Annotated in this window: 21 protein-coding genes and 1 tRNA gene; 10 read left to right on the forward strand and 12 right to left on the reverse strand. The window is 49.2% G+C overall.

Annotation, left to right across the window (positions count from 1 at the left end; genetic code table 11):
• Positions 1–67: 67 nt before the first annotated feature.
• Both DU002_RS00135 and DU002_RS00140 read right to left on the reverse strand, forming a co-directional pair.
• Positions 68–538 carry an NUDIX hydrolase gene (locus DU002_RS00135; RefSeq protein WP_114336328.1) on the reverse strand — a complete coding sequence of 157 codons (471 nt, stop codon included), beginning with the start codon at positions 536–538 and terminating at the stop codon, positions 68–70.
• Between the two features lie 82 nt (positions 539–620).
• On the reverse strand, positions 621–1,235 hold the full coding sequence (locus DU002_RS00140) for a pseudouridine synthase (protein WP_114336329.1): 615 nt from the start codon (positions 1,233–1,235) through the stop codon (positions 621–623).
• 90 nt (positions 1,236–1,325) lie between these two features.
• On the opposite strand from DU002_RS00140, the gene icd reads away from it, so the two are divergent.
• Entirely contained in the window at positions 1,326–2,579 is a 1,254-nt protein-coding gene (icd, locus tag DU002_RS00145; protein ID WP_114336330.1) for an NADP-dependent isocitrate dehydrogenase, read from the forward strand.
• A 156-nt stretch (positions 2,580–2,735) separates the two neighbouring features.
• Here the strand turns inward: icd and cspD are convergent, their stop codons facing one another.
• A complete protein-coding gene (gene cspD, locus DU002_RS00150) occupies positions 2,736–2,951 on the reverse strand; it encodes a cold shock domain-containing protein CspD (protein WP_114336331.1) in 216 nt (71 codons plus the stop codon).
• A 235-nt stretch (positions 2,952–3,186) separates the two neighbouring features.
• Between cspD and clpS the strand changes: the two genes are divergently transcribed.
• Positions 3,187–3,507 (forward strand): ATP-dependent Clp protease adapter ClpS, encoded by a 321-nt coding sequence (gene clpS / locus DU002_RS00155; RefSeq protein WP_114336332.1) that lies wholly within the window; start codon positions 3,187–3,189, stop codon positions 3,505–3,507.
• A gap of 47 nt (positions 3,508–3,554) precedes the next feature.
• Positions 3,555–5,828 (forward strand): ATP-dependent Clp protease ATP-binding subunit ClpA, encoded by a 2,274-nt coding sequence (gene clpA, locus DU002_RS00160; protein ID WP_114336333.1) that lies wholly within the window; start codon positions 3,555–3,557, stop codon positions 5,826–5,828.
• A gap of 65 nt (positions 5,829–5,893) precedes the next feature.
• On the opposite strand, the gene infA is transcribed toward clpA, so the two are convergent.
• From infA to ald, 5 genes are all read right to left on the reverse strand, one after another.
• Entirely contained in the window at positions 5,894–6,112 is a 219-nt protein-coding gene (gene infA / locus DU002_RS00165) for a translation initiation factor IF-1 (protein WP_016401030.1), read from the reverse strand.
• An 82-nt stretch (positions 6,113–6,194) separates the two neighbouring features.
• A complete protein-coding gene (locus DU002_RS00170; protein ID WP_114336334.1) occupies positions 6,195–6,905 on the reverse strand; it encodes an arginyltransferase in 711 nt (236 codons plus the stop codon).
• The gene (gene aat / locus DU002_RS00175) at positions 6,889–7,623 is read right to left on the reverse strand and encodes a leucyl/phenylalanyl-tRNA--protein transferase (RefSeq protein ID WP_114336335.1); all 735 of its coding nucleotides are present in this window, start codon (positions 7,621–7,623) and stop codon (positions 6,889–6,891) included. Before aat ends, DU002_RS00170 begins: the two co-directional genes overlap by 17 nt.
• A 101-nt stretch (positions 7,624–7,724) precedes the next feature.
• On the reverse strand, positions 7,725–8,675 hold the full coding sequence (gene trxB, locus DU002_RS00180) for a thioredoxin-disulfide reductase (RefSeq protein ID WP_114336336.1): 951 nt from the start codon (positions 8,673–8,675) through the stop codon (positions 7,725–7,727).
• 116 nt (positions 8,676–8,791) lie between these two features.
• A complete protein-coding gene (gene ald / locus DU002_RS00185) occupies positions 8,792–9,904 on the reverse strand; it encodes an alanine dehydrogenase (protein WP_114336337.1) in 1,113 nt (370 codons plus the stop codon).
• A 140-nt stretch (positions 9,905–10,044) separates the two neighbouring features.
• Here ald and lrp point away from each other — a divergent pair, with 140 nt between their 5' ends.
• The 5 genes from lrp to serS all read left to right on the forward strand — a co-directional run bounded on the left by lrp (position 10,045) and on the right by serS (position 16,433).
• Positions 10,045–10,524, forward strand: a complete 480-nt coding sequence (gene lrp / locus DU002_RS00190) for a leucine-responsive transcriptional regulator Lrp (RefSeq protein WP_114336338.1) — start codon at positions 10,045–10,047, stop codon at positions 10,522–10,524.
• Between the two features lie 44 nt (positions 10,525–10,568).
• Positions 10,569–13,028, forward strand: a complete 2,460-nt coding sequence (locus tag DU002_RS00195) for a DNA translocase FtsK (RefSeq protein ID WP_233496351.1) — start codon at positions 10,569–10,571, stop codon at positions 13,026–13,028.
• Complete coding sequence (gene lolA, locus DU002_RS00200; protein WP_114336339.1) at positions 13,028–13,681, forward strand: outer membrane lipoprotein chaperone LolA; 654 nt, start codon at positions 13,028–13,030, stop codon at positions 13,679–13,681. Before DU002_RS00195 ends, lolA begins: the two co-directional genes overlap by 1 nt.
• Entirely contained in the window at positions 13,671–15,008 is a 1,338-nt protein-coding gene (locus DU002_RS00205) for a replication-associated recombination protein A (RefSeq protein WP_114336340.1), read from the forward strand. Before lolA ends, DU002_RS00205 begins: the two co-directional genes overlap by 11 nt.
• A 126-nt stretch (positions 15,009–15,134) precedes the next feature.
• Entirely contained in the window at positions 15,135–16,433 is a 1,299-nt protein-coding gene (serS, locus tag DU002_RS00210) for a serine--tRNA ligase (protein ID WP_114336341.1), read from the forward strand.
• A gap of 80 nt (positions 16,434–16,513) precedes the next feature.
• Here the strand turns inward: serS and tusE are convergent, their stop codons facing one another.
• From tusE to tusD, 4 genes are read right to left on the reverse strand one after another with little or no spacing between them, the layout of a single operon-like run.
• Positions 16,514–16,843: a sulfurtransferase TusE gene (tusE, locus tag DU002_RS00215; protein WP_114336342.1), complete on the reverse strand. Its 330-nt coding sequence runs from the start codon at positions 16,841–16,843 to the stop codon at positions 16,514–16,516.
• Positions 16,844–16,851: 8 nt separating this feature from the next.
• Positions 16,852–17,127: a DsrH/TusB family sulfur metabolism protein gene (locus tag DU002_RS00220; RefSeq protein ID WP_114336343.1), complete on the reverse strand. Its 276-nt coding sequence runs from the start codon at positions 17,125–17,127 to the stop codon at positions 16,852–16,854.
• Entirely contained in the window at positions 17,128–17,484 is a 357-nt protein-coding gene (locus DU002_RS00225) for a DsrE family protein (RefSeq protein WP_158537908.1), read from the reverse strand.
• A gap of 13 nt (positions 17,485–17,497) precedes the next feature.
• Positions 17,498–17,911, reverse strand: a complete 414-nt coding sequence (gene tusD / locus DU002_RS00230; protein WP_114336345.1) for a sulfurtransferase complex subunit TusD — start codon at positions 17,909–17,911, stop codon at positions 17,498–17,500.
• A gap of 165 nt (positions 17,912–18,076) precedes the next feature.
• Here tusD and DU002_RS00235 point away from each other — a divergent pair.
• A tRNA-Ser gene (locus tag DU002_RS00235) sits at positions 18,077–18,167 on the forward strand.
• Between the two features lie 284 nt (positions 18,168–18,451).
• Positions 18,452–19,096, forward strand: a complete 645-nt coding sequence (uvrY, locus tag DU002_RS00240) for a UvrY/SirA/GacA family response regulator transcription factor (protein WP_114336346.1) — start codon at positions 18,452–18,454, stop codon at positions 19,094–19,096.
• The last annotated feature ends 2 nt before the right edge of the window (positions 19,097–19,098 follow it).

Consider the following 19,098-nt stretch of genomic DNA (forward strand, 5'->3'; position numbering starts at 1 on the left):
TACGTTTTAAGGCGCGGGATTTTACCACAGTGGTAGGGGTCTGTTTAAGATCAAACTTTCAGAAGATTCAACTTGACCGGTCAATTTGTTGATCAGGGCAGTAGTGAAGCTGTGTGAGTGGCGCTCTTTGGCCGGACAAATAGTCTTCAATTCCCTTTAAAACAAGGCCACTGCGATGACGAGATGAGGCGGCGACTAACTCCGCTTTTGTCATCCAATGGGTGCAAGATATCTCTGGATCCAGTGGCTTACTGGCTGGTGGGAGTGAGTCATATTTGTAATAGAAACAAAATCGAAGATAACTGCGGCCTGCTTCCGCAGTCGGAGCTAGGTACACACCGACTAGGCCTTGGGGTGAAATATCGAGGCCAGTTTCTTCCAGTATTTCCCGCTGCGCGCCCTGAATTAAAGACTCCCCCGGCTCTAGATGGCCTGCCGGGTTATTGAGCAGCATCTGCCCCTGCTTTTGCTCCTCAACCAGCAAAAATTTGCCATCGTATTCGATCACGCAGGCGAGGGTCACTTCAGGTTTGTACATATAATCTCTCCTGCAGACTATTGGCTGCACTGCGTTGGTTGCTAAGTCGGCAGTCGCCATTAAAAGTGGTTGTGATCGCCGGTTACTCGATCAGCTTTGCTTCGCCATTAGCGAGTCCATCAATGGTCCAGTTACCAATGCGGTAGCGAATTAGGCGCAGCGTTGGGCAGCCAATGGCGGCCGTCATTCGTCTTACTTGACGATTTCGTCCTTCGGTAAGCGTAATTGATAGCCAGCAGTCGGCAATCGATTTGCGCTCTCTTACCGGCGGAGTGCGAGGCCAGATGTCGGGGGCAGGCATACGCTCAACAACGGCGGGTAAGGTCATCCCATCTTTGAGCTCTATACCTTGGCGAAGTTGCTCAAGGGCTTCATCGGAAGGAATATTCTCAACTTGAACCCAATAAGTTTTACTGGTCTTACGTCCTGGCTGAGTCAATTTCGCCTGTAGTGCCCCATCATTGGTCAGAACCAAAAGTCCTTCGCTATCTCGGTCTAAGCGTCCAGCGGCATAAACACCGGTTTCTGAAACATAATCTGCGAGTGTTGCGCGGCCTTGGTCGTCAGTGAATTGGCACAACACATCAAAAGGTTTGTTAAGTAAAACGACCTTTCTTGGTGCAGCAGGTTTATCCCGTTTGGGGGATTGTTTTTTTAAACGACGGTGATGTGGTTGTTTACGAGAGGGCTGGGGCATGTTAGGCGCTTTGAATCTGTCAGACGATCTATTATGATGGCGCAACTTTAAAAACGCCAACCCTTAGAAAGGGGCCAGGAGAGAAGCTAAATGGAAAGCAAGATTGTTGTGCCTGCAGACGGCCAGAAAATCACAGTGAATGCCGATGGCAGCCTGAATGTTCCTAATAACCCAATTATTCCTTTCATTGAAGGTGATGGCATCGGTGTTGATGTTACTCCTCCGATGATGAAAGTACTTGATGCAGCGGTAGAGAAAGCCTACGGCGGCGAGAAGAAGATCTCTTGGATGGAAGTGTACTGTGGTGAGAAATCTACCCAAGTATACGGCGAAGACGTATGGTTGCCGGAAGAGACTCTGACAGCAGTTAAAGATTACGTTGTTTCAATCAAAGGTCCTTTGACTACGCCTGTTGGCGGCGGTATTCGTTCTTTGAACGTTGCTCTGCGCCAGATGCTTGACCTTTACACTTGCTTACGCCCAGTTCGCTACTATGAGGGCACACCTAGCCCACTGAAACAGCCTGAACTGACTGACATGGTTATCTTCCGTGAAAACTCAGAAGATATCTATGCAGGTATTGAGTTTAAAGCGGGTACCGACGAAGCGAAAAAAGTTATCTCATTCCTGCAGAATGAAATGGGCGTGACTAAGATCCGTTTCTCTGAAAACTGCGGTATCGGTGTCAAGCCGGTGTCAAAAGCAGGTACTGAGCGTCTGGTTAAAGCAGCGATTGATTACGCTATCCAGAATGATCGTCCTTCTGTGACTTTGGTTCACAAAGGCAACATCATGAAGTTCACTGAAGGTTCATTCAAAGATTGGGGCTACGAGTTGGCTCTCAATGAGTATGCCGGTGAACTGCTCGATGGCGGTCCTTGGGTTAAGATCAAGAACCCTAACAACGGTAAAGAGATCATCATCAAGGATGTGATTGCTGATGCATTCCTGCAGCAGATCTTGTTACGTCCAGCAGAGTACGATGTGATCGCTACTTTGAACCTGAACGGTGATTACGTTTCTGATGCATTGGCTGCGCAAGTTGGTGGTATTGGTATTGCACCTGGTGCCAACATTGGTGACGGTATTGCTTTGTTTGAAGCAACACACGGTACAGCACCTAAGTACGCAGGTCAGGACAAGGTAAACCCTGGTTCACTGATCCTTTCTGGTGAGATGATGTTACGCCACATGGGTTGGACTGAAGCTGCTGACCTGATCGTTAAGGGCATGGAAGGTGCGATTGCCGCTAAGACTGTGACCTATGACTTTGAACGTTTGATGGAAGGCGCAACCTTGCTGAAATGTTCTGAGTTCGGCGATGCGATGATTACCAACATGTAATCATTTTTATCATCAGCAAATTAGCTGATGATAAAATAGCGAAGAACGTCAAAAAAAAGACACCTAAGGGTGTCTTTTTTATTTTGCATGTTTTATCTGCAAATAAAAAAGCAGGCTTATGCCTGCTCTTTATTCTCCCACTCCGTCACAGGAAACCTACTTAGAGGCATCCGGTACTTTTATGTCGTGGGCATGCATGCCTTTCGGACCTTCGTGAAGTTCAAACTCTACCGGTTGCCCGGCTTTAAGCGTGCGGTAGCCTTCCATTTCAATCGTTGAATAGTGAGCGAAAATATCTTCACCCCCTTCATCAGGAACGATAAAACCAAAGCCCTTAGCGTTGTTGAACCACTTAACTGTACCCGTTGCCATAAATTCTACTTCCTTACCTCAGTTCCTTAAGACTTGAACTCCTTGAACTCACGGTTGTGATGTTTTGACTCTGCCCATATATATGAGAAAGTAATATCACGCACCAGTGTCAAAAAATAGTCGATCTGGTATGACAGTCAAGGTTTTTACTGGGTTTTTTTAACGTTCGTGGCGAAAAATATATCTGAGCCAGATCAGAGTTCGCGGCGTATCTAAGACGTACTACTATTGAATTATGGCTAAGCAAGACGAGCTAGAGCAGCATCACGGTTTAGAGGTGGCACCGGCAAAACCGAAAGTACAGCCGCCGCCGATGTACAAAGTGATACTGAACAACGATGACTACACCCCGATGGATTTCGTTGTAGAGGTTTTACAAACGTTTTTTAATTTAACTGCCGAGCAGGCCACGGAAGTGATGCTGTCGGTACATTATAAAGGTAAAGGGGTTTGTGGGGTGTTTACTGCTGAGATAGCAGAGACCAAAGTGGCACAAGTGAATAGTTATGCCAGACAGCATGAGCACCCGTTGCTATGCTCTATGGAGAAGGCTTAGTTTGCTGCAGTAGCAGCTGGTATGGTGAACAATTGTGAGGTACGCCGATGTTGAATAAAGACCTCGAGATATCCCTGAACGGTGCCTTCCGCGAAGCGCGTGAAAATCGCCATGAATTTATGACCGTTGAACATTTGCTGTTGGCGTTGCTCGATAACCCAGCAGCCTCCGAGGCCCTGTCTGCTTGTGGCGTAGGTTTAGATAAGCTCCGCACTGAGCTGACCCGCTTTATTGCCGAGACAACGCCACTGATCCCTGAACATGACAACGAGCGGGAAACTCAGCCTACCTTGGGTTTTCAGCGTGTACTGCAGCGTGCGGTATTTCATGTTCAGAGCTCTGGTGCCAGCGAGGTCAGCGGTGCCAATGTATTGGTCGCTATTTTCTCAGAACAGGAATCCCAAGCGGTTTACCTGTTGAAAAAAGAAGATGTCAGTCGCCTTGATGTGGTTAATTTCATCTCTCACGGTATTAGCAAGGTCGACCAGCACAGCGGCCCTGAGCAACCGCAATTAGATCAAGAGAGAGAAGGTGAGGGCGAGAGCGCCAGCGAAGATAATCGCCTGGAAAGCTTCTGCACTAACCTTAATAAGCTGGCTGAAGATGGCAGCATAGATCCATTGATCGGGCGCGACCAAGAGTTAGAGCGGACGATCCAAGTGCTGTGCCGTCGCCGCAAGAATAATCCATTGCTGGTGGGCGAGGCGGGCGTAGGTAAGACTGCCATTGCTGAAGGGCTTGCATTCCGCATCGTCGAAGGCAGCGTACCGGAAGTTATCGAAAAAAGTACTATCTATTCGCTGGATATGGGTGCCTTGTTAGCTGGCACCAAATACCGTGGTGACTTTGAGAAGCGTTTTAAGAATGTGCTGAAAGAGCTGCGTAAGGACCCTGGTGCGATTCTGTTCATCGATGAGATACATACCATCATCGGTGCAGGAGCTGCCTCAGGCGGCATGATGGACGCCTCTAACCTGATAAAACCCCTGCTGTCTGGTGGTAGCCTTCGTTGTATTGGTTCTACAACCTATCAAGAGTTTCGTGGGGTATTTGAAAAAGACCGCGCTTTAGTACGTCGTTTCCAAAAAATTGATGTGCTGGAACCTAGCGTTGCCGAAACCACCAAGATCCTCAAGGGACTTAAGTCTCGTTATGAAGAACACCATGGCGTTCGGTATACGGTCAGCTCGTTGAAGGCGGCGGCAGAGCTATCCGCCAAGTATATAAATGAGCGCCATTTGCCGGACAAAGCCATTGATGTCATTGATGAGGCTGGTGCGCGTTTACGTTTAGCACCGCAAGGCAAGCGGAAGAAAACCATCAGTGTGCATGACATCGAAGATGTGGTGGCACGTATTGCCCGTATCCCCCAAAAAACCATCAACCGTTCAGACAAAGATCTGCTGAAGAATTTGGATAAGAACCTGAAGATGGTGGTGTTTGGTCAGGATGAAGCGATAGATGTGCTGTCTGAGTCGATCAAACTCGCCCGTGCTGGATTAGGTAATGAGCAGAAACCTGTGGGTAGCTTCTTATTTGCCGGGCCAACAGGAGTGGGTAAGACGGAAGTTACGCAGCAGCTCAGTAAAGCCATGGGTGTCGAGCTTGTGCGCTTTGATATGTCTGAGTACATGGAGCGTCATGCCGTCAGCCGTTTGATTGGTGCGCCTCCTGGCTATGTTGGTTATGACCAAGGTGGCTTGCTGACTGATGCCGTTCTCAAGCACCCCCATTGTGTGGTTTTGCTGGATGAGATCGAAAAAGCCCATCAAGACGTTTACAACTTGCTATTGCAGGTGATGGACAATGGCACGCTCACCGACAATAACGGTCGCAAGGCGGATTTTCGCAACGTGATATTGGTGATGACTACCAACGCCGGCGTTCGTGAAACTGAACGCAAGTCGATGGGCTTTAAAGAGCAGGATCGTAGCTTTGATGCGCTGTCAGAGATTAAACGCATTTTCACACCTGAATTTAGGAACCGTTTGGACAGTGTGGTTTGGTTTAATCATTTAGATGAGCTGGTGATCCAGCAGGTGGTCGATAAGTTTATTGTCGAACTGCAAGCACAGCTGGATGACAAACGGGTGTCGTTGGAGGTGAGCGAAGAAGCGCGGTTATGGTTGGCTAAAAAAGGCTATGACAAGGCGATGGGCGCACGTCCGATGGCACGTTTGATCCAGGAACAGTTGAAAAAGCCGCTGGCTTCGCAGCTGTTATTTGGCGAGCTTGCTGATGGTGGTAGCGTTAAAGTCACTGTTGAAGATGATGAGTTAAACATCGACTATCACTGTCAAGACGAAACCTGCTTGGCATAATACAGGCAACAGAATAGTAAAAGCCCGGACATGATCCGGGCTTTTTTAATTTTGTAGCTAGGCGCTTAACGGGCGCGGAAGACGATACGGCCTTTTGATAAGTCGTATGGGGTCAGCTGCACAGTTACTTTGTCACCCGTTAAAATACGGATGTAGTTTTTGCGCATTTTACCGCTGATGTGTGCAGTCACTACATGCCCGTTTTCCAATTCTACACGGAACATGGTGTTTGGAAGTGTATCCAGCACAGTGCCCTGCATTTCAATATTGTCTTCTTTCGCCATCTCTAGTTGATATTCCTGTTACCGCCCAAATTTTAGACCGCGGAATTTTGCCCAAATTTAGGCTTTGTGTAAAGCACAACCCTCATTCATGTTGATGCCACTGCCCATTTTGCAATATTTGATACGGTTTATAGCGTATTTTGTAGCTCATTGCGGGACAGTCATCAATCTGGAAACCCAGATAGAGAAAAGGCTTTTGTTGTGACTTGGCTAATTCCAGTTGCCGCAGTATGGCATAGGTTCCCAGAGATAGCTTGGAATAGTCTGGGTCATAAAAAGTGTAAACAGCAGAAAGACTGTCTTCAAGGGTGTCAGTAACCGCCACAGCCACTAATTCTTCTTGATCATAAAACTGCACGAAAAGAGGGGAGTGCCAGCGGCTAAAAAGAAAATTCTCATATTGTTCGTAACTGACAGGATTCATGCTGCCTTCTGCATGCCGGGTTTCGACATAACGGCAGTAGAGAGGGAACACTTCTTGTCGGTCAATTTCTCTGCTGACAACCGTAGTCAGATGTTGCTTGCCAAGTTTTTCCGTGCGTCGCTGACTTCGACTTGCGACAAAACTCGTGACCGGTAATCGTATCGGCTGGCATGCATTACATTCTGGACAGTGCGGGGCATATAGACTGTCGCCACAGCGCCGAAAGCCGTGTGAAAGTAGATGGCGATATCTGAAATCATCATGTTCCTCTTCAGGATCCATAATGACTAGTCGCTCAAACTCTCCCTCTAAATACTGGCAGGGAACCACTTGGGTGATGCCTAAACGAATACTAACTGAGTCCGACATAATCGAATACCTGATGGGTGATATTGCGGGGTTGCCATAACGTGTTGTCGGTGTTGTAACAGATCTCCATATTGAGCTGTTCGATATAGTCAGCTCTGCTGACCTCTATAGCACCTAAAGAGGTCAGGTGAGGATTGGTAACTTGGCAGTCTATCCACTTCGCGCCGGTACCGTGCATGATACTAATAAGTGCGATTAAAGCGACTTTACTGGCATCGGTCATACGGAAAAACATCGACTCACCGGAGAACTGGCGGCCACTGCAGACACCATAGAGACCGCCCACCAAAGCATTTTCGTGCCAGATTTCGATTGAATGGGCGACCCCCTGTCGATGTAGCTGGTTATACGCCAGCGCCATCTCTGGCACGATCCAAGTGCCGCTTTCCGTTACCCTTGGCGCTGCACAACCTTGTATAACCTGATCAAATGCTTGGTTTACCGAGATGGTGAATCCACTACGGCGGAGGCTTTTACGCAGGCTGCGAGGAGTGCGGAACGTTTCTATTTCAAATACGCAACGGGGATCTGGTGACCACCACAATAGAGGTTCGTCTTCCGAAAACCAGGGGAAAATACCTGATTGATAGGCGCGTCTTAAGCGTTCTGCAGAAAGATCACCACCAATAGCCAGCAGTCCGTTAGGATCCTGTAACGCCTGTTCTGTTGGTGGAAAGGCGTAGTTAGTTGGATCTAATTCGGTAATAAATTGGGTCATAACGTTGGTTGTTGTGAGCCTAATATCAGCATAATTGAGCTGGCGAAAAAGAAAAGCCCGGGCGAGCCGGGCTTTACTAAAGGGGAATCGTTGGTTGTGATCTATTGTGCGTCGAGAAAACGCTCTGCGTCCAAGGCTGCCATACAACCCGTTCCAGCAGAGGTAATCGCCTGGCGGTAAATATGATCCATCACATCACCAGCGGCAAAGATCCCTTCGGTGCTGGTTTGTGTTGCATTTCCTTCTGTACCGCTTTCTACTTTCAGGTAGCCATCTTTCATATCTAGCTGACCAACAAATAGGTCGGTGTTTGGCTTATGACCAATAGCGATAAATACCCCTTGCAGAGTCAGCTCTTCGGTAGCGTCTGATTTGGTGTCTTTAATGCGTACACCGGTGACGCCCATATCGTCGCCTAGGACTTCGTCTAACGTCCGATCCAAGTGCAGCACGATATTGCCATCAGCAACTTTTTGCATCAGTCGGTCAGTCAGGATTTTCTCCGAACGGAACTGATCACGACGGTGGATCAGGTGCACTTCTGCAGCGATATTTGACAGGTACAGGGCCTCTTCAACCGCCGTGTTACCACCACCAACAACGGCAACTTTTTGATTGCGATAAAAGAATCCATCACAGGTCGCACAGGCAGAAACACCACGTCCTTGGAACGCCTCTTCTGATGGTAGACCCAGATACATCGCGGATGCACCGGTACAGATGATCAGTGCGTCACAGGTGTAGCTACCCGCATCCCCGGTTAGTTTGAAAGGGCGCTGGGTCAGTTCAGCGGTGTGAATATGATCGAAAATGATTTCGGTATTGAAGGCTTCAGCATGCTCCCGCATACGCTCCATCAGTGCCGGGCCAGTGAGATCCTTTGGATCACCGGGCCAGTTTTCAACCTCAGTCGTGGTGGTTAATTGACCACCTTGCTGCATACCGGTGATCAGAACCGGGTTGAGGTTAGCGCGTGCTGCATAAACGGCAGCTGTATATCCTGCAGGGCCTGAGCCTAGTATCAGGAGGCGGGCGTGTTTCACGTCACTCATGCTGCTCTCCGAGTCGAGTTACTCAAAAATCGAATCTATAAAAACGAAAGGGGCCGATAATATCGGGCCCCTTTGCTAGGGTAAAGCCTATCGTGAGACTTTATATGTGGACGTGATCACAGGGTTTCAAGGGCCGGAACAAAATCGTAACCCAGCTCTGTGGCAACAGATTCACAGGTCACTTTTCCGTGGCGAACATTAAGTCCTTCTAACAAGTAGTTATCTTGCTTCAAGGCGGCTTCTGCCCCCAGGTTTGCCAGCTTGATGATATAGGGAAGGGTTGCGTTACTTAATGCATAGGTGCTGGTGCGCGCAACAGCGCCCGGCATATTGGCCACACAGTAGTGCACGACATCATCAACAATGTAAGTGGGTTCTGCGTGAGTGGTGGCCTTCGCAGTCGCAAAGCAGCCCCCTTGGTCGATGGCGACGTCAACGACGGCCGCGCCAGGCTTCATCTTTTTCACCATTTCTGCACTGACTAGTTTAGGTGCTGCCGCACCGGGGATCAGCACGCTGCCGATCACCAGATCCGCCGCCAGTACTTGTTCTTCCAGCGCCAGCGAGGTGGAAAAGATGGTCTTAACACGACCATCAAATTCAGCGTCAATGGCGCGCAGCACATCAATACTGCGATCCAGTATGGTGACATCAGCGCGCATGCCGACAGCCATCTGGGCAGCGTTTCGGCCAACCACGCCGCCACCAATGATGACCACTTTTGCTGGGCTAACGCCAGGCACTCCGCCAAGCAACATGCCGCGGCCAGCGCGAGATTTCTCTAATGCATAGGCTCCAGCTTGGATGGACATACGCCCTGCGACCTCTGACATTGGCGCCAGTAGCGGCAGGCGACCTAACGCATCGGTTACGGTTTCATAAGCGATACAGGTGGCTTGGGAGTTAACCAGATCTGCTGTTTGTTCCGGGTCCGGCGCCAAATGCAGATAAGTGAAAAGTGTGTGCTCTTTGGTCAATCGTGCGCGTTCGACTGCTTGCGGCTCTTTTACTTTGACGATCATCTTGGCAGTGGAAAACACTGCTTCGGCGTTCTCTAGGATCTCTGCGCCAGCATGTTGATAGTCGGCATCAGCAAAACCGCTCCCTGTGCCTGCTGTGGTTTCCACTACAACGCGATGCCCATTTTTCACTAATTCAGCCACGCCTGCAGGCGTCATGGCTACTCGAAACTCGTTGTTTTTAATCTCTTTTGGTATGCCGACAATCATCTTGTAAACCTTCATCCAAGTTGGGGTTGATACACTTCAAATTATAGGGGCTCTCGGTTAGGTTTTTCCTTTAAATAACTTGTTAATTTTGTGTAAAACAGCTATAAAATACTCAATGAGTAGTGGAATTCACTAGTTTTATGCAATCAAAGCAGATTAAAACACTTGATCGTACTGACCGAAATATCCTGCGTGAGCTGCAGCAGGATGCCCGCGTCTCCAATGTGGAGTTGGCGCGTCGTGTTGGATTAAGTGCTACCCCTTGCCATGAGCGGGTCAAACGTTTAGAGCGAGATGGCTATATTCGTGGATACCAAGCAGATCTGGATCCGTTCAAGCTCGGCTCTACGCTATTGGTATTTGTCGAGATCACGCTTAACCGCGAGGCGCCAGATCTGTTTGAGAAATTTAATCGTGCGGTCATGTCGTTAGATGTGTTGCAGGAGTGTCATCTGGTCTCAGGTGACTTCGATTACTTGTTAAAAGCCAGGGTAACGGACATGTCGGAATATCGCCGACTGATGAGTGATACCCTATTAAAACTGCCCGGGGTGAGCGATAGCCGCACCTATGTTGTGATGGAAGAGGTGAAACAACGCCCCGCTGTATTGATTACCTGAGCATTCAATGAGATCTTATAGGGATCTGAGTGCAGGGAGTGTGTGTGAACAGGATAACTAAGCCAGCGACCCTTAATGGCGTACAGCGCCTATTGGAAGCGGCATTAATCGTCAGCAGTGTCAGCGCAGTGTTTTTACTACTGGCGTTGTACAGCTATGCGCCTACCGATCCGGGCTGGTCTCAGACCGCATTCGGTGCTGACGTTAAAAATATGACCGGCGCTGCTGGGGCGTTAGTCGCAGATCTACTTTTCTTTATTCTGGGTTACCAAGCGTACTTGGTGCCTTTTCTCGTCGCATTTTTAGGTTGGTACAGTTTCCGCCGTTACTACCATGTGTTTGAAATTGATTACACAGCACTCTCGCTACGCCTGTTAGGCGGCTTGCTGCTGTTACTGGGGATATCAGCCCTTGCCAGTATTAATTTTGATGACTTTTACTTCTTTTCTGCCGGAGGCATGCTGGGCGATGTGATCGCTGCCAGCATGTTGCCAGCGTTTAACTTACTCGGTACCACTGTCGTATTGATGGGCTTGGTGTTAGCCGGATTTACTCTGGCAACCGGTCTGTCCTGGGTAACGATTGCTGATTTCATTGGCGCTACGCTTGTTTGGATTGCTATTCAAGGTATTTACCGTCCAATTCAAGGGTATCTTCAGCGTCGTCAGTCGCAACGCGAAGAGCAGTTTGAGAGTGATGAAGACAATATTGACGAATCACCATTGCGGGTAGAAGAAGCACCGAACCAATCAGCGGTGGAGCCGTCATTGCGTTTGGAGGAGTTAGCGCCTTTTGAGCCGGAAGATATCTCCGAAGAGGAATACGACTATGAGGATGAGTTTGATCCGCTAGCCGTTGAGCCGCCGGCACCTAGTTATTCATCTCACTCTTCAGCACCTGCACCTGCTGCATCGCCAGCTGTCGCTGACGCATATCAACCGCCTAAACAGGTGGTGAATGGTAATCAACCTGCAGCGATCCCCGCTGTCGCGGCATCAGCTGAAGTGACCGATATGCCGACTATCGGATTATTGGATCGTGCAGATAAGCAGACGAATCCAGTCACCCAAGAAGAGATGGATCAGGTCAGTCGCTTGGTTGAGGCGAAACTGTTGGATTTCGGTATTCAAGCAACCGTGGTTGGCGTATTCCCCGGGCCTGTGGTGACCCGTTTTGAACTAGATCTTGCCCCAGGGGTAAAAGTTTCCCGAATCTCTAATCTGTCGAAAGATTTAGCGCGCGCATTGAGTGCCATTAGTGTGCGGGTTGTAGAAGTTATCCCTGGTAAGTCTGTTATCGGTTTAGAGCTGCCGAATGCGCATCGTGAAATAGTGCGTCTATCGGAAGTGATTGAATGCCCAGCTTTCGAAAACAACAAGTCGAACCTGACCATGGTGTTGGGTAAAGACATCGGCGGTAAGCCGGTTGCTGTCGATTTGGCAAAAATGCCACACCTCTTGGTCGCAGGTACCACAGGCTCTGGTAAGTCTGTGGGTGTGAATGTGATGATCGTCAGTTTGCTTTATAAATCGAAGCCTGAAGATGTTCGTTTCATCATGATCGATCCGAAAATGTTGGAACTGTCAGTGTACGAGGGGATCCCTCATCTGCTTACTGAAGTGGTCACCGATATGAAAGATGCAGCCAATGCGTTGCGCTGGTGTGTTGGTGAAATGGAGCGCCGTTATAAGCTGATGAGTGCGATGGGCGTGCGAAATCTGAAAGGGTTCAATACCAAAATCTCTGAGGCGATTGAAGCAGGTGCACCGATAAAAGATCCACTATGGACCGCGGCTGACAGCATGGATACCACTGCGCCGGAACTGGAAACTTTACCAAGTATTGTGGTTGTGGTGGATGAATTTGCTGACATGATGATGATTGTTGGCAAAAAAGTAGAAGAGCTAATAGCCCGCTTAGCGCAGAAGGCGCGAGCGGCTGGCATTCATTTAGTTTTGGCGACTCAACGTCCCTCTGTGGATGTGATTACTGGCTTAATCAAGGCCAATATCCCGACCCGTATGGCGTTCCAGGTATCGAGTAAAATTGACTCTCGTACCATCTTGGATCAGCCCGGAGCCGAGCAGTTGTTAGGGCAGGGCGATATGTTATACCTGCCGCCAGGCACAGGTGTGCCGACGCGTGTTCATGGGGCTTTTGTCGATGACCACGAAGTACATGCGGTGGTTGAAGATTGGAAACGTCGCGGCAAACCTAACTATATTCCTGAGATCCTCAGTGGTGAGATCACCGCTGAAACCGTTTTGCCGGGAGAGCGTCCAGAAGGTGAAGAAGAGCTGGATGTGTTGTATGACGAAGCGGTGGCGTTTGTAACTGAATCACGGCGTGGCTCGATTTCCAGTGTGCAACGCAAATTCAAGATTGGTTACAATCGCGCTGCGCGTTTGATTGAACAGATGGAAATGGACGGTGTCGTATCTTCACAGGGTCATAATGGTAATCGTGAAGTGTTGGCACCACCGCCACCAAGAGACGGATATTAATGATAAAAGTTTTGCTAAAACAGCTGACTTCTAAGTCAGCTCTTTTCGTTTTATTGACCTTGCTCGTGGGCACGGCGTCACAAGCCTATGGGGCGCCGCAGACGTTGCGAGATCGCCTCACGGCTCACCGTTCGTTTATTGCTGAATTTACTCAGCAGGTACACAGTTACGATGGTGAGTTAGTGCAGGAAGGTCAGGGGGTTATTAAAGTCTTAAGTCCGGACCATTTCATTTGGCAAACTGTGTTGCCGGATGAGCATTTAGTGCAGTCTGACGGCAACACTGTCTGGGTATTCAATCCGCTATTGGAACAGGTTAGCCTCTATTCTGCGTCCGAAGTGATGCAGGACAGCCCAATATTACTGCTTGCGGAAAGCGATCCTGAAGTGTGGGCCCAGTACCGCGTGCGCGTGGTAGGTGAACGCTATGAGGTGACGCCACAAGTCACCGGTGGCAACATCGAACGATTTGAGTTGCAGTTTCAAGGTGACAAACTGACTGAGTTGTTGATTATTGATAGCCAAGGCCAACGTAGCCAATTCATACTGACCTCTTTCACCGCCCCAGCCAAGCTGACAGAGCAAGAGTTTCTTTTTACTATTCCTGCTGACGTCGATATCGACGATCAACGCACCCAGCCTGATGCCGGATAATCTCTCTTTTAGTTTCGCTGACACCTCACAACATCAGCCCTTGGCCGCACGCATGCGGCCTGCTTGTATTGATGAATATGTTGGCCAACCTCATTTGCTGGGGGAAGGAAAGCCGCTACGCCGCGCCTTAGAGCTGGGGCAGGTTCATTCGATGATCCTTTGGGGACCGCCGGGGACGGGCAAGACGACCTTAGCGGAGCTATTTGCCAGCCACTGTAATGCCGAAATCGAGCGGCTCTCTGCGGTGACAGCTGGTGTTAAAGATATTCGGGCAGCGATTGAGCGTGCCCAATCAAATGCGACGGATCTTGGCCGTCGAACCTTGCTGTTTGTTGACGAGGTACATCGTTTCAACAAATCGCAACAGGATGCCTTTTTGCCACACATTGAAGCTGGCACTGTTACTTTTATTGGCGCCACCACAGAAAATCCATCATTTGAGCTAAATGCGGCATTGCTTAGCCGAGCGCGGGTCTACGTCATAAAACCGCTTGATGATGCATCGCTACGCTTTCTGCTCAACCAAGCGATGAGTGATGCAGAGCGTGGCCTTGCGAGCCAGCAGTTGACCTTGGCTGAGGAAGCGGAAGAGCTATTGATAGCCTTGGCATCGGGTGACGCGAGGCGCTTGCTCAATCTGCTGGAGATGGCCAGTGACCTGGTTGATGGCGATGATCGTCTGATCACTAAGCAATTGGTTGCAGATGTTTCAGGCAGTCAGGTCGCGCAGTTTGATAAGCAGGGTGATCACTACTACGACCAGATATCAGCGTTACATAAGTCGATACGAGGTTCCTCGGCTGATGGTGCCCTGTATTGGTACGCACGTATGCTCAATGCGGGCTGTGATCCTTTGTATATTGCCAGACGCTTGCTCGCTATCGCTTCTGAGGATGTCGGCAACGCTGATCCTAAGGCGATGGAAGTTGCACTGAACGCGTGGGACTGCTTTCAAAGGGTTGGCCCTGCCGAAGGTGAGCGCGCTATAGCCCAGGCGATTGTTTACCTTGCCGTTGCCCCTAAGAGCAATGCAGTTTATACCGCGTTTAAGCAAGCGCTGCGAGACGCGGTTGAGTTGCCACAATACGAAGTGCCTGTGCATCTGCGCAACGCACCGACCAAGCTGGCTAAATCGATGGGGCACGGTGCTGAATATCGCTATGCCCATGATGAACCTGGTGCCTATGCGGCGGGGGAATCCTATCTGCCGCCGGAATTAAACGGGCGCCATTATTATCAACCGACAGATCGTGGTCTGGAAAAGAAGATCCAACAGAAACTGGCTTATCTGGCCGAGTTGGATGCCACCAGCAATAAAAAGCGTTAACTGTCTGGCTAGCAAGCTTGGTTTCGCCTGTGCCTCTGGTACACTTGGCTGCCAACTAATTTGGCAGGTTGTACATTGGGTACGATCTGCTTGAAATGAATTTCAACTAACGAGTTTAAAAGCAACATGCTGGACGCTAAATTTCTTCGTAACGAGATCGATGAGACGGCAGCGCGATTAGCCACCCGTGGTTATGTGCTGGATGTAGAACGCTTTAAGGCACTGGAAGAGCAGCGCAAGTCGTTGCAGGTGAAAACAGAGCAGCTACAGAATGAGCGTAATACTCGTTCCAAATCCATTGGTCAGGCCAAGTCGCGCGGCGAAGACATCGCCCCACTGCTAGCGGAAGTTGGCTCGTTAGGTGAAGAGCTGGATAAAGCCAAAGCCGAGCTTAGCGAGTTGCTCGAAGAGATTAAAGTTCAGAGCCAAGGCATTCCTAACCTGCCTGATACGTCAGTGCCGGAAGGCAAGGATGAAGAGGAAAACCAGGAAATACGCCGCTGGGGTGAGCCGCGTCAATTCGATTTTGAACCTAAAGATCATGTGGATCTAGGTGACTTCGGCAAGAGTATGGATTTTGAAGCCGCAGTGAAGCTGTCTGGCTCTCGTTTTGTGGTGATGCGTGGCGAGATGGCACGCCTGCATCGAGCGTTGGCGCAATTTATGTTGGACCTGCACACGCAGCAGCATGGCTACCAAGAGATGTATGTTCCCTACTTGGTTAATGCCGATTCTCTGCGTGGCACTGGCCAACTACCTAAATTTGGTGAAGATCTATTCAACACGCAACCTGCGACGGAAGAGGGTGTTGGCATGTCGTTGATCCCGACGGCTGAGGTACCACTGACAAATTTGGCTCGTGACACCATTACAGACGAAGCGGATCTGCCTGTACGCATGGTTGCGCATACACCGTGCTTTCGTTCTGAAGCGGGCTCCTATGGCCGCGATGTGCGCGGTTTAATTCGTCAGCATCAGTTCGATAAAGTTGAACTTGTACACTTGGTAAAACCGGAAGATTCTTTTGCCGCGCTTGACGAACTGACGCTGCATGCTGAGAAAGTACTGCAGCTGTTGAACTTACCCTACCGGACAATGCTGTTGTGTACTGGCGATATGGGCTTTGGTGCCTGTAAGACTTATGATCTTGAAGTATGGATCCCAACTCAGGGCACTTATCGTGAGATCTCTTCTTGCAGTAATATGTTCGATTTCCAGGCGCGTCGTATGCAAGCTCGTTACCGTGCTAAAGGTGCGAAGAAGCCGGAGTTGTTGCACACGCTCAATGGTTCGGGGTTAGCGGTTGGTCGTACGTTGGTGGCGCTGCTTGAGAACTATCAGCAAGCAGATGGCTCAATTGAGATACCAGAAGTGTTGCGCGACTATATGGGTGGTAAAACCCACATTCTTAAGCGTGGTGAGTAATCATCATTTGCTGAGGAATGAGTTAGAAATCTGATAAAAAAGGAGCTAGTTAGCTCCTTTTTTATTGCCTACTGCTGGTGTTAGATACACTTTACTGGTTTGGGTAAGCCAGCGATTTTGGTGGCTTGTTTTGCGGGCCCTTTAGGGAAGAGCTTATACAGATAGCGGCTGTTTCCTTTCTCTTCGCCATATTTCTTAGCCATTGCTTTTACCAGCACACGGATCGCCGGGCTGGTGTTGAATTCGAGATAGAAATCCCGCACAAAATGTACGACTTGCCAATGGCTTGGCGTCAATTCAATATTTTCATTGCTGGCGATCAGGGCGGCTAATGATTCGCTCCAATCATCAATATTTTCAAGGTAACCGAGTTTATCTGTGGCAATCTGTTTGCCATCAAAATCGTACATGGGTTTGTCTACCAACTGATCACGGGTTGATGGGTTAAGGTCAGATCAACCATTTCATCCATGGTGATCAAGTGGAAATCTTGTGAGCCCGATCTGACGCCGCGTGCCGTCGCATCATCGGCTAACACCAAACATTCGCCCGAATGTTGCGTTAACCAAGCATATTGATCGGGCTGATGCAGCATCAGGCAAGCCTCCGCTCTTAGCAGCAGGGTGCTGTCACTTGGCAAACTTGTTGCTGTCGCTGCCGGCAAGGGCTCGGATAGAATAATCAGTGGCTTCATTTAGATACTTATCACGATGTCGAATGTCGGGAGTAGGGCTGCTATCTCAGCCGCTGAACGACTTTCCACCCCAGCTCTAAGTTGATGCTCTGCTAGCCCTTGCAGCGCCAACGCATCAGCGCACACCACTGTTTCCGCTATTTCATACAGCTCAAATGCACCAAATTGTTTAAGAAAGTCGGCAAACCCAGCTCGCGCAGGCTCAGTGGATTCACAACAGGCTAATACCGCTTGCTCAGTAAAGATTAACGATACGGATTGGTCAAAAGCAGCGTAAGCTAAACCTATATCAATGGTTTCTTGTAGCTGGTTGCCTGTGAACGGGGATTGGCGCAGGAGAATCGCTATCTTTTTCATCGCAGGACAGTACTCATTTAAAGTGGATGACGCGATCAACATCTAAAGAGTGAGTCACCAACTCACCTAATCCGCCAAGCCGAAAGGCTGGATGCAGATTAAACTGAGCTGAGTCTATCTGAGCCGCTTCATCTTTATTTAGTATTCCCCGGCGCAGCGCAGAGGCGACACAGAGCACTAACTGCGTCTGTGCGCCGCTAGCTGTTGCTATCTGTTGTTCTGCAAAACTTGCCCAGCGCTGAGCCCAGTTAGTTTCATCGCCGGCAGGAGAGAGCAGGGCAGAGCCCGTGTTAACGCCATCCTGAAAGAAGAATAACTGTTTAATGTCGTGACCTTGCTTCCTAGCCGCCGTCGCGAACTGGAAAGCACTATGGTGAGCTTGGTGGCTCACAGGGCTTGCATTGATGATGATAGAGAAACTAGCCATGCTGCTATTATCGGCTGGCTAGGAAAAATTGGAAGTATTTAAGTGATTGTCGGAAAAATTGATGCACTTATAGCCACGCTTGGCTAGATATTGAGCAAACGATATTGTTAGTTAAAATAGGGGCTTTACAAGCGTAATTATCCGCCGTATTATTCGCCGCGTTCCGGAGGGGTGCCAGAGTGGTTGAATGGACCGGTCTTGAAAACCGGCGTAGGCTTATACCCTACCGTGGGTTCAAATCCCACCTCCTCCGCCAAACAACGGAAAGGCCGTCTATTTAGACGGCCTTTTTGCTTTCTGCGATTAGCAAATTTTTGCTTGAACCAATATGATGCGATAGTTGATCAGCTTCACAACACTGCTATAAACCTCTGTGATCTTTTGGCAGACGTTGGTGATAGCGCAAGTTTCAGCGTCGAATGGCTTTATTTCTATCACCGCATTTCGCTATGATGTTGCCACGGATTTGTTAATGGATATCCGTGTTGCCAACGGATTAGAGGCGCAGTTTTCTCGTTTTCTTTTTTTGGAGTGCCATCCGTGATCCGAGTTTATCTCGTTGATGACCATGAACTTGTACGTACAGGTATTCGTCGCCTTTTAGAAGATGTGCGCGGTATGCAAGTCATTGGTGAAGCTGACAGTGGTGAGGCCGCAGTGAAGTGGTCTCGTGAAAATCATCCCGATGTGATCCTGATGGATATGAACATGCCGGGTATTGGTGGACTGGAAGCGACGAAGAAGATCCTTCGACATTCTCCAGACAGCAAGATCATTGTATTGACTGTTCATACCGAAAATCCGTTTCCTAGTAAGGTGATGCAGGCAGGCGCTTCTGGCTATCTGTCAAAAGGCGCAGCCCCTGAGGAAGTGGTGAATGCGATACGCTTGGTTAATAGCGGTCAGCGCTATATCTCTCCGGAGATCGCTCAGCAGATCGCGTTAAGTCAGTTTAGTCACTCCAATGAAAATCCTTTTCAGGAACTGTCTGAGCGAGAGTTACAGATCATGCTGATGATCACCCGTGGTGAGAAAGTCGGGTATATCTCAGAGCAGCTTAATCTCAGCCCCAAAACAGTGAACAGCTATCGTTATCGATTGTTTAAGAAGTTAGAGATCGATGGTGATGTTGAGCTTACCCATCTGGCTATTCGCCACGGAATGTTGGACGCCGAAAAACTCTGATT

Source organism: Corallincola holothuriorum, assembly GCF_003336225.1.
GTDB lineage: Bacteria > Pseudomonadota > Gammaproteobacteria > Enterobacterales > Neiellaceae > Corallincola > Corallincola holothuriorum.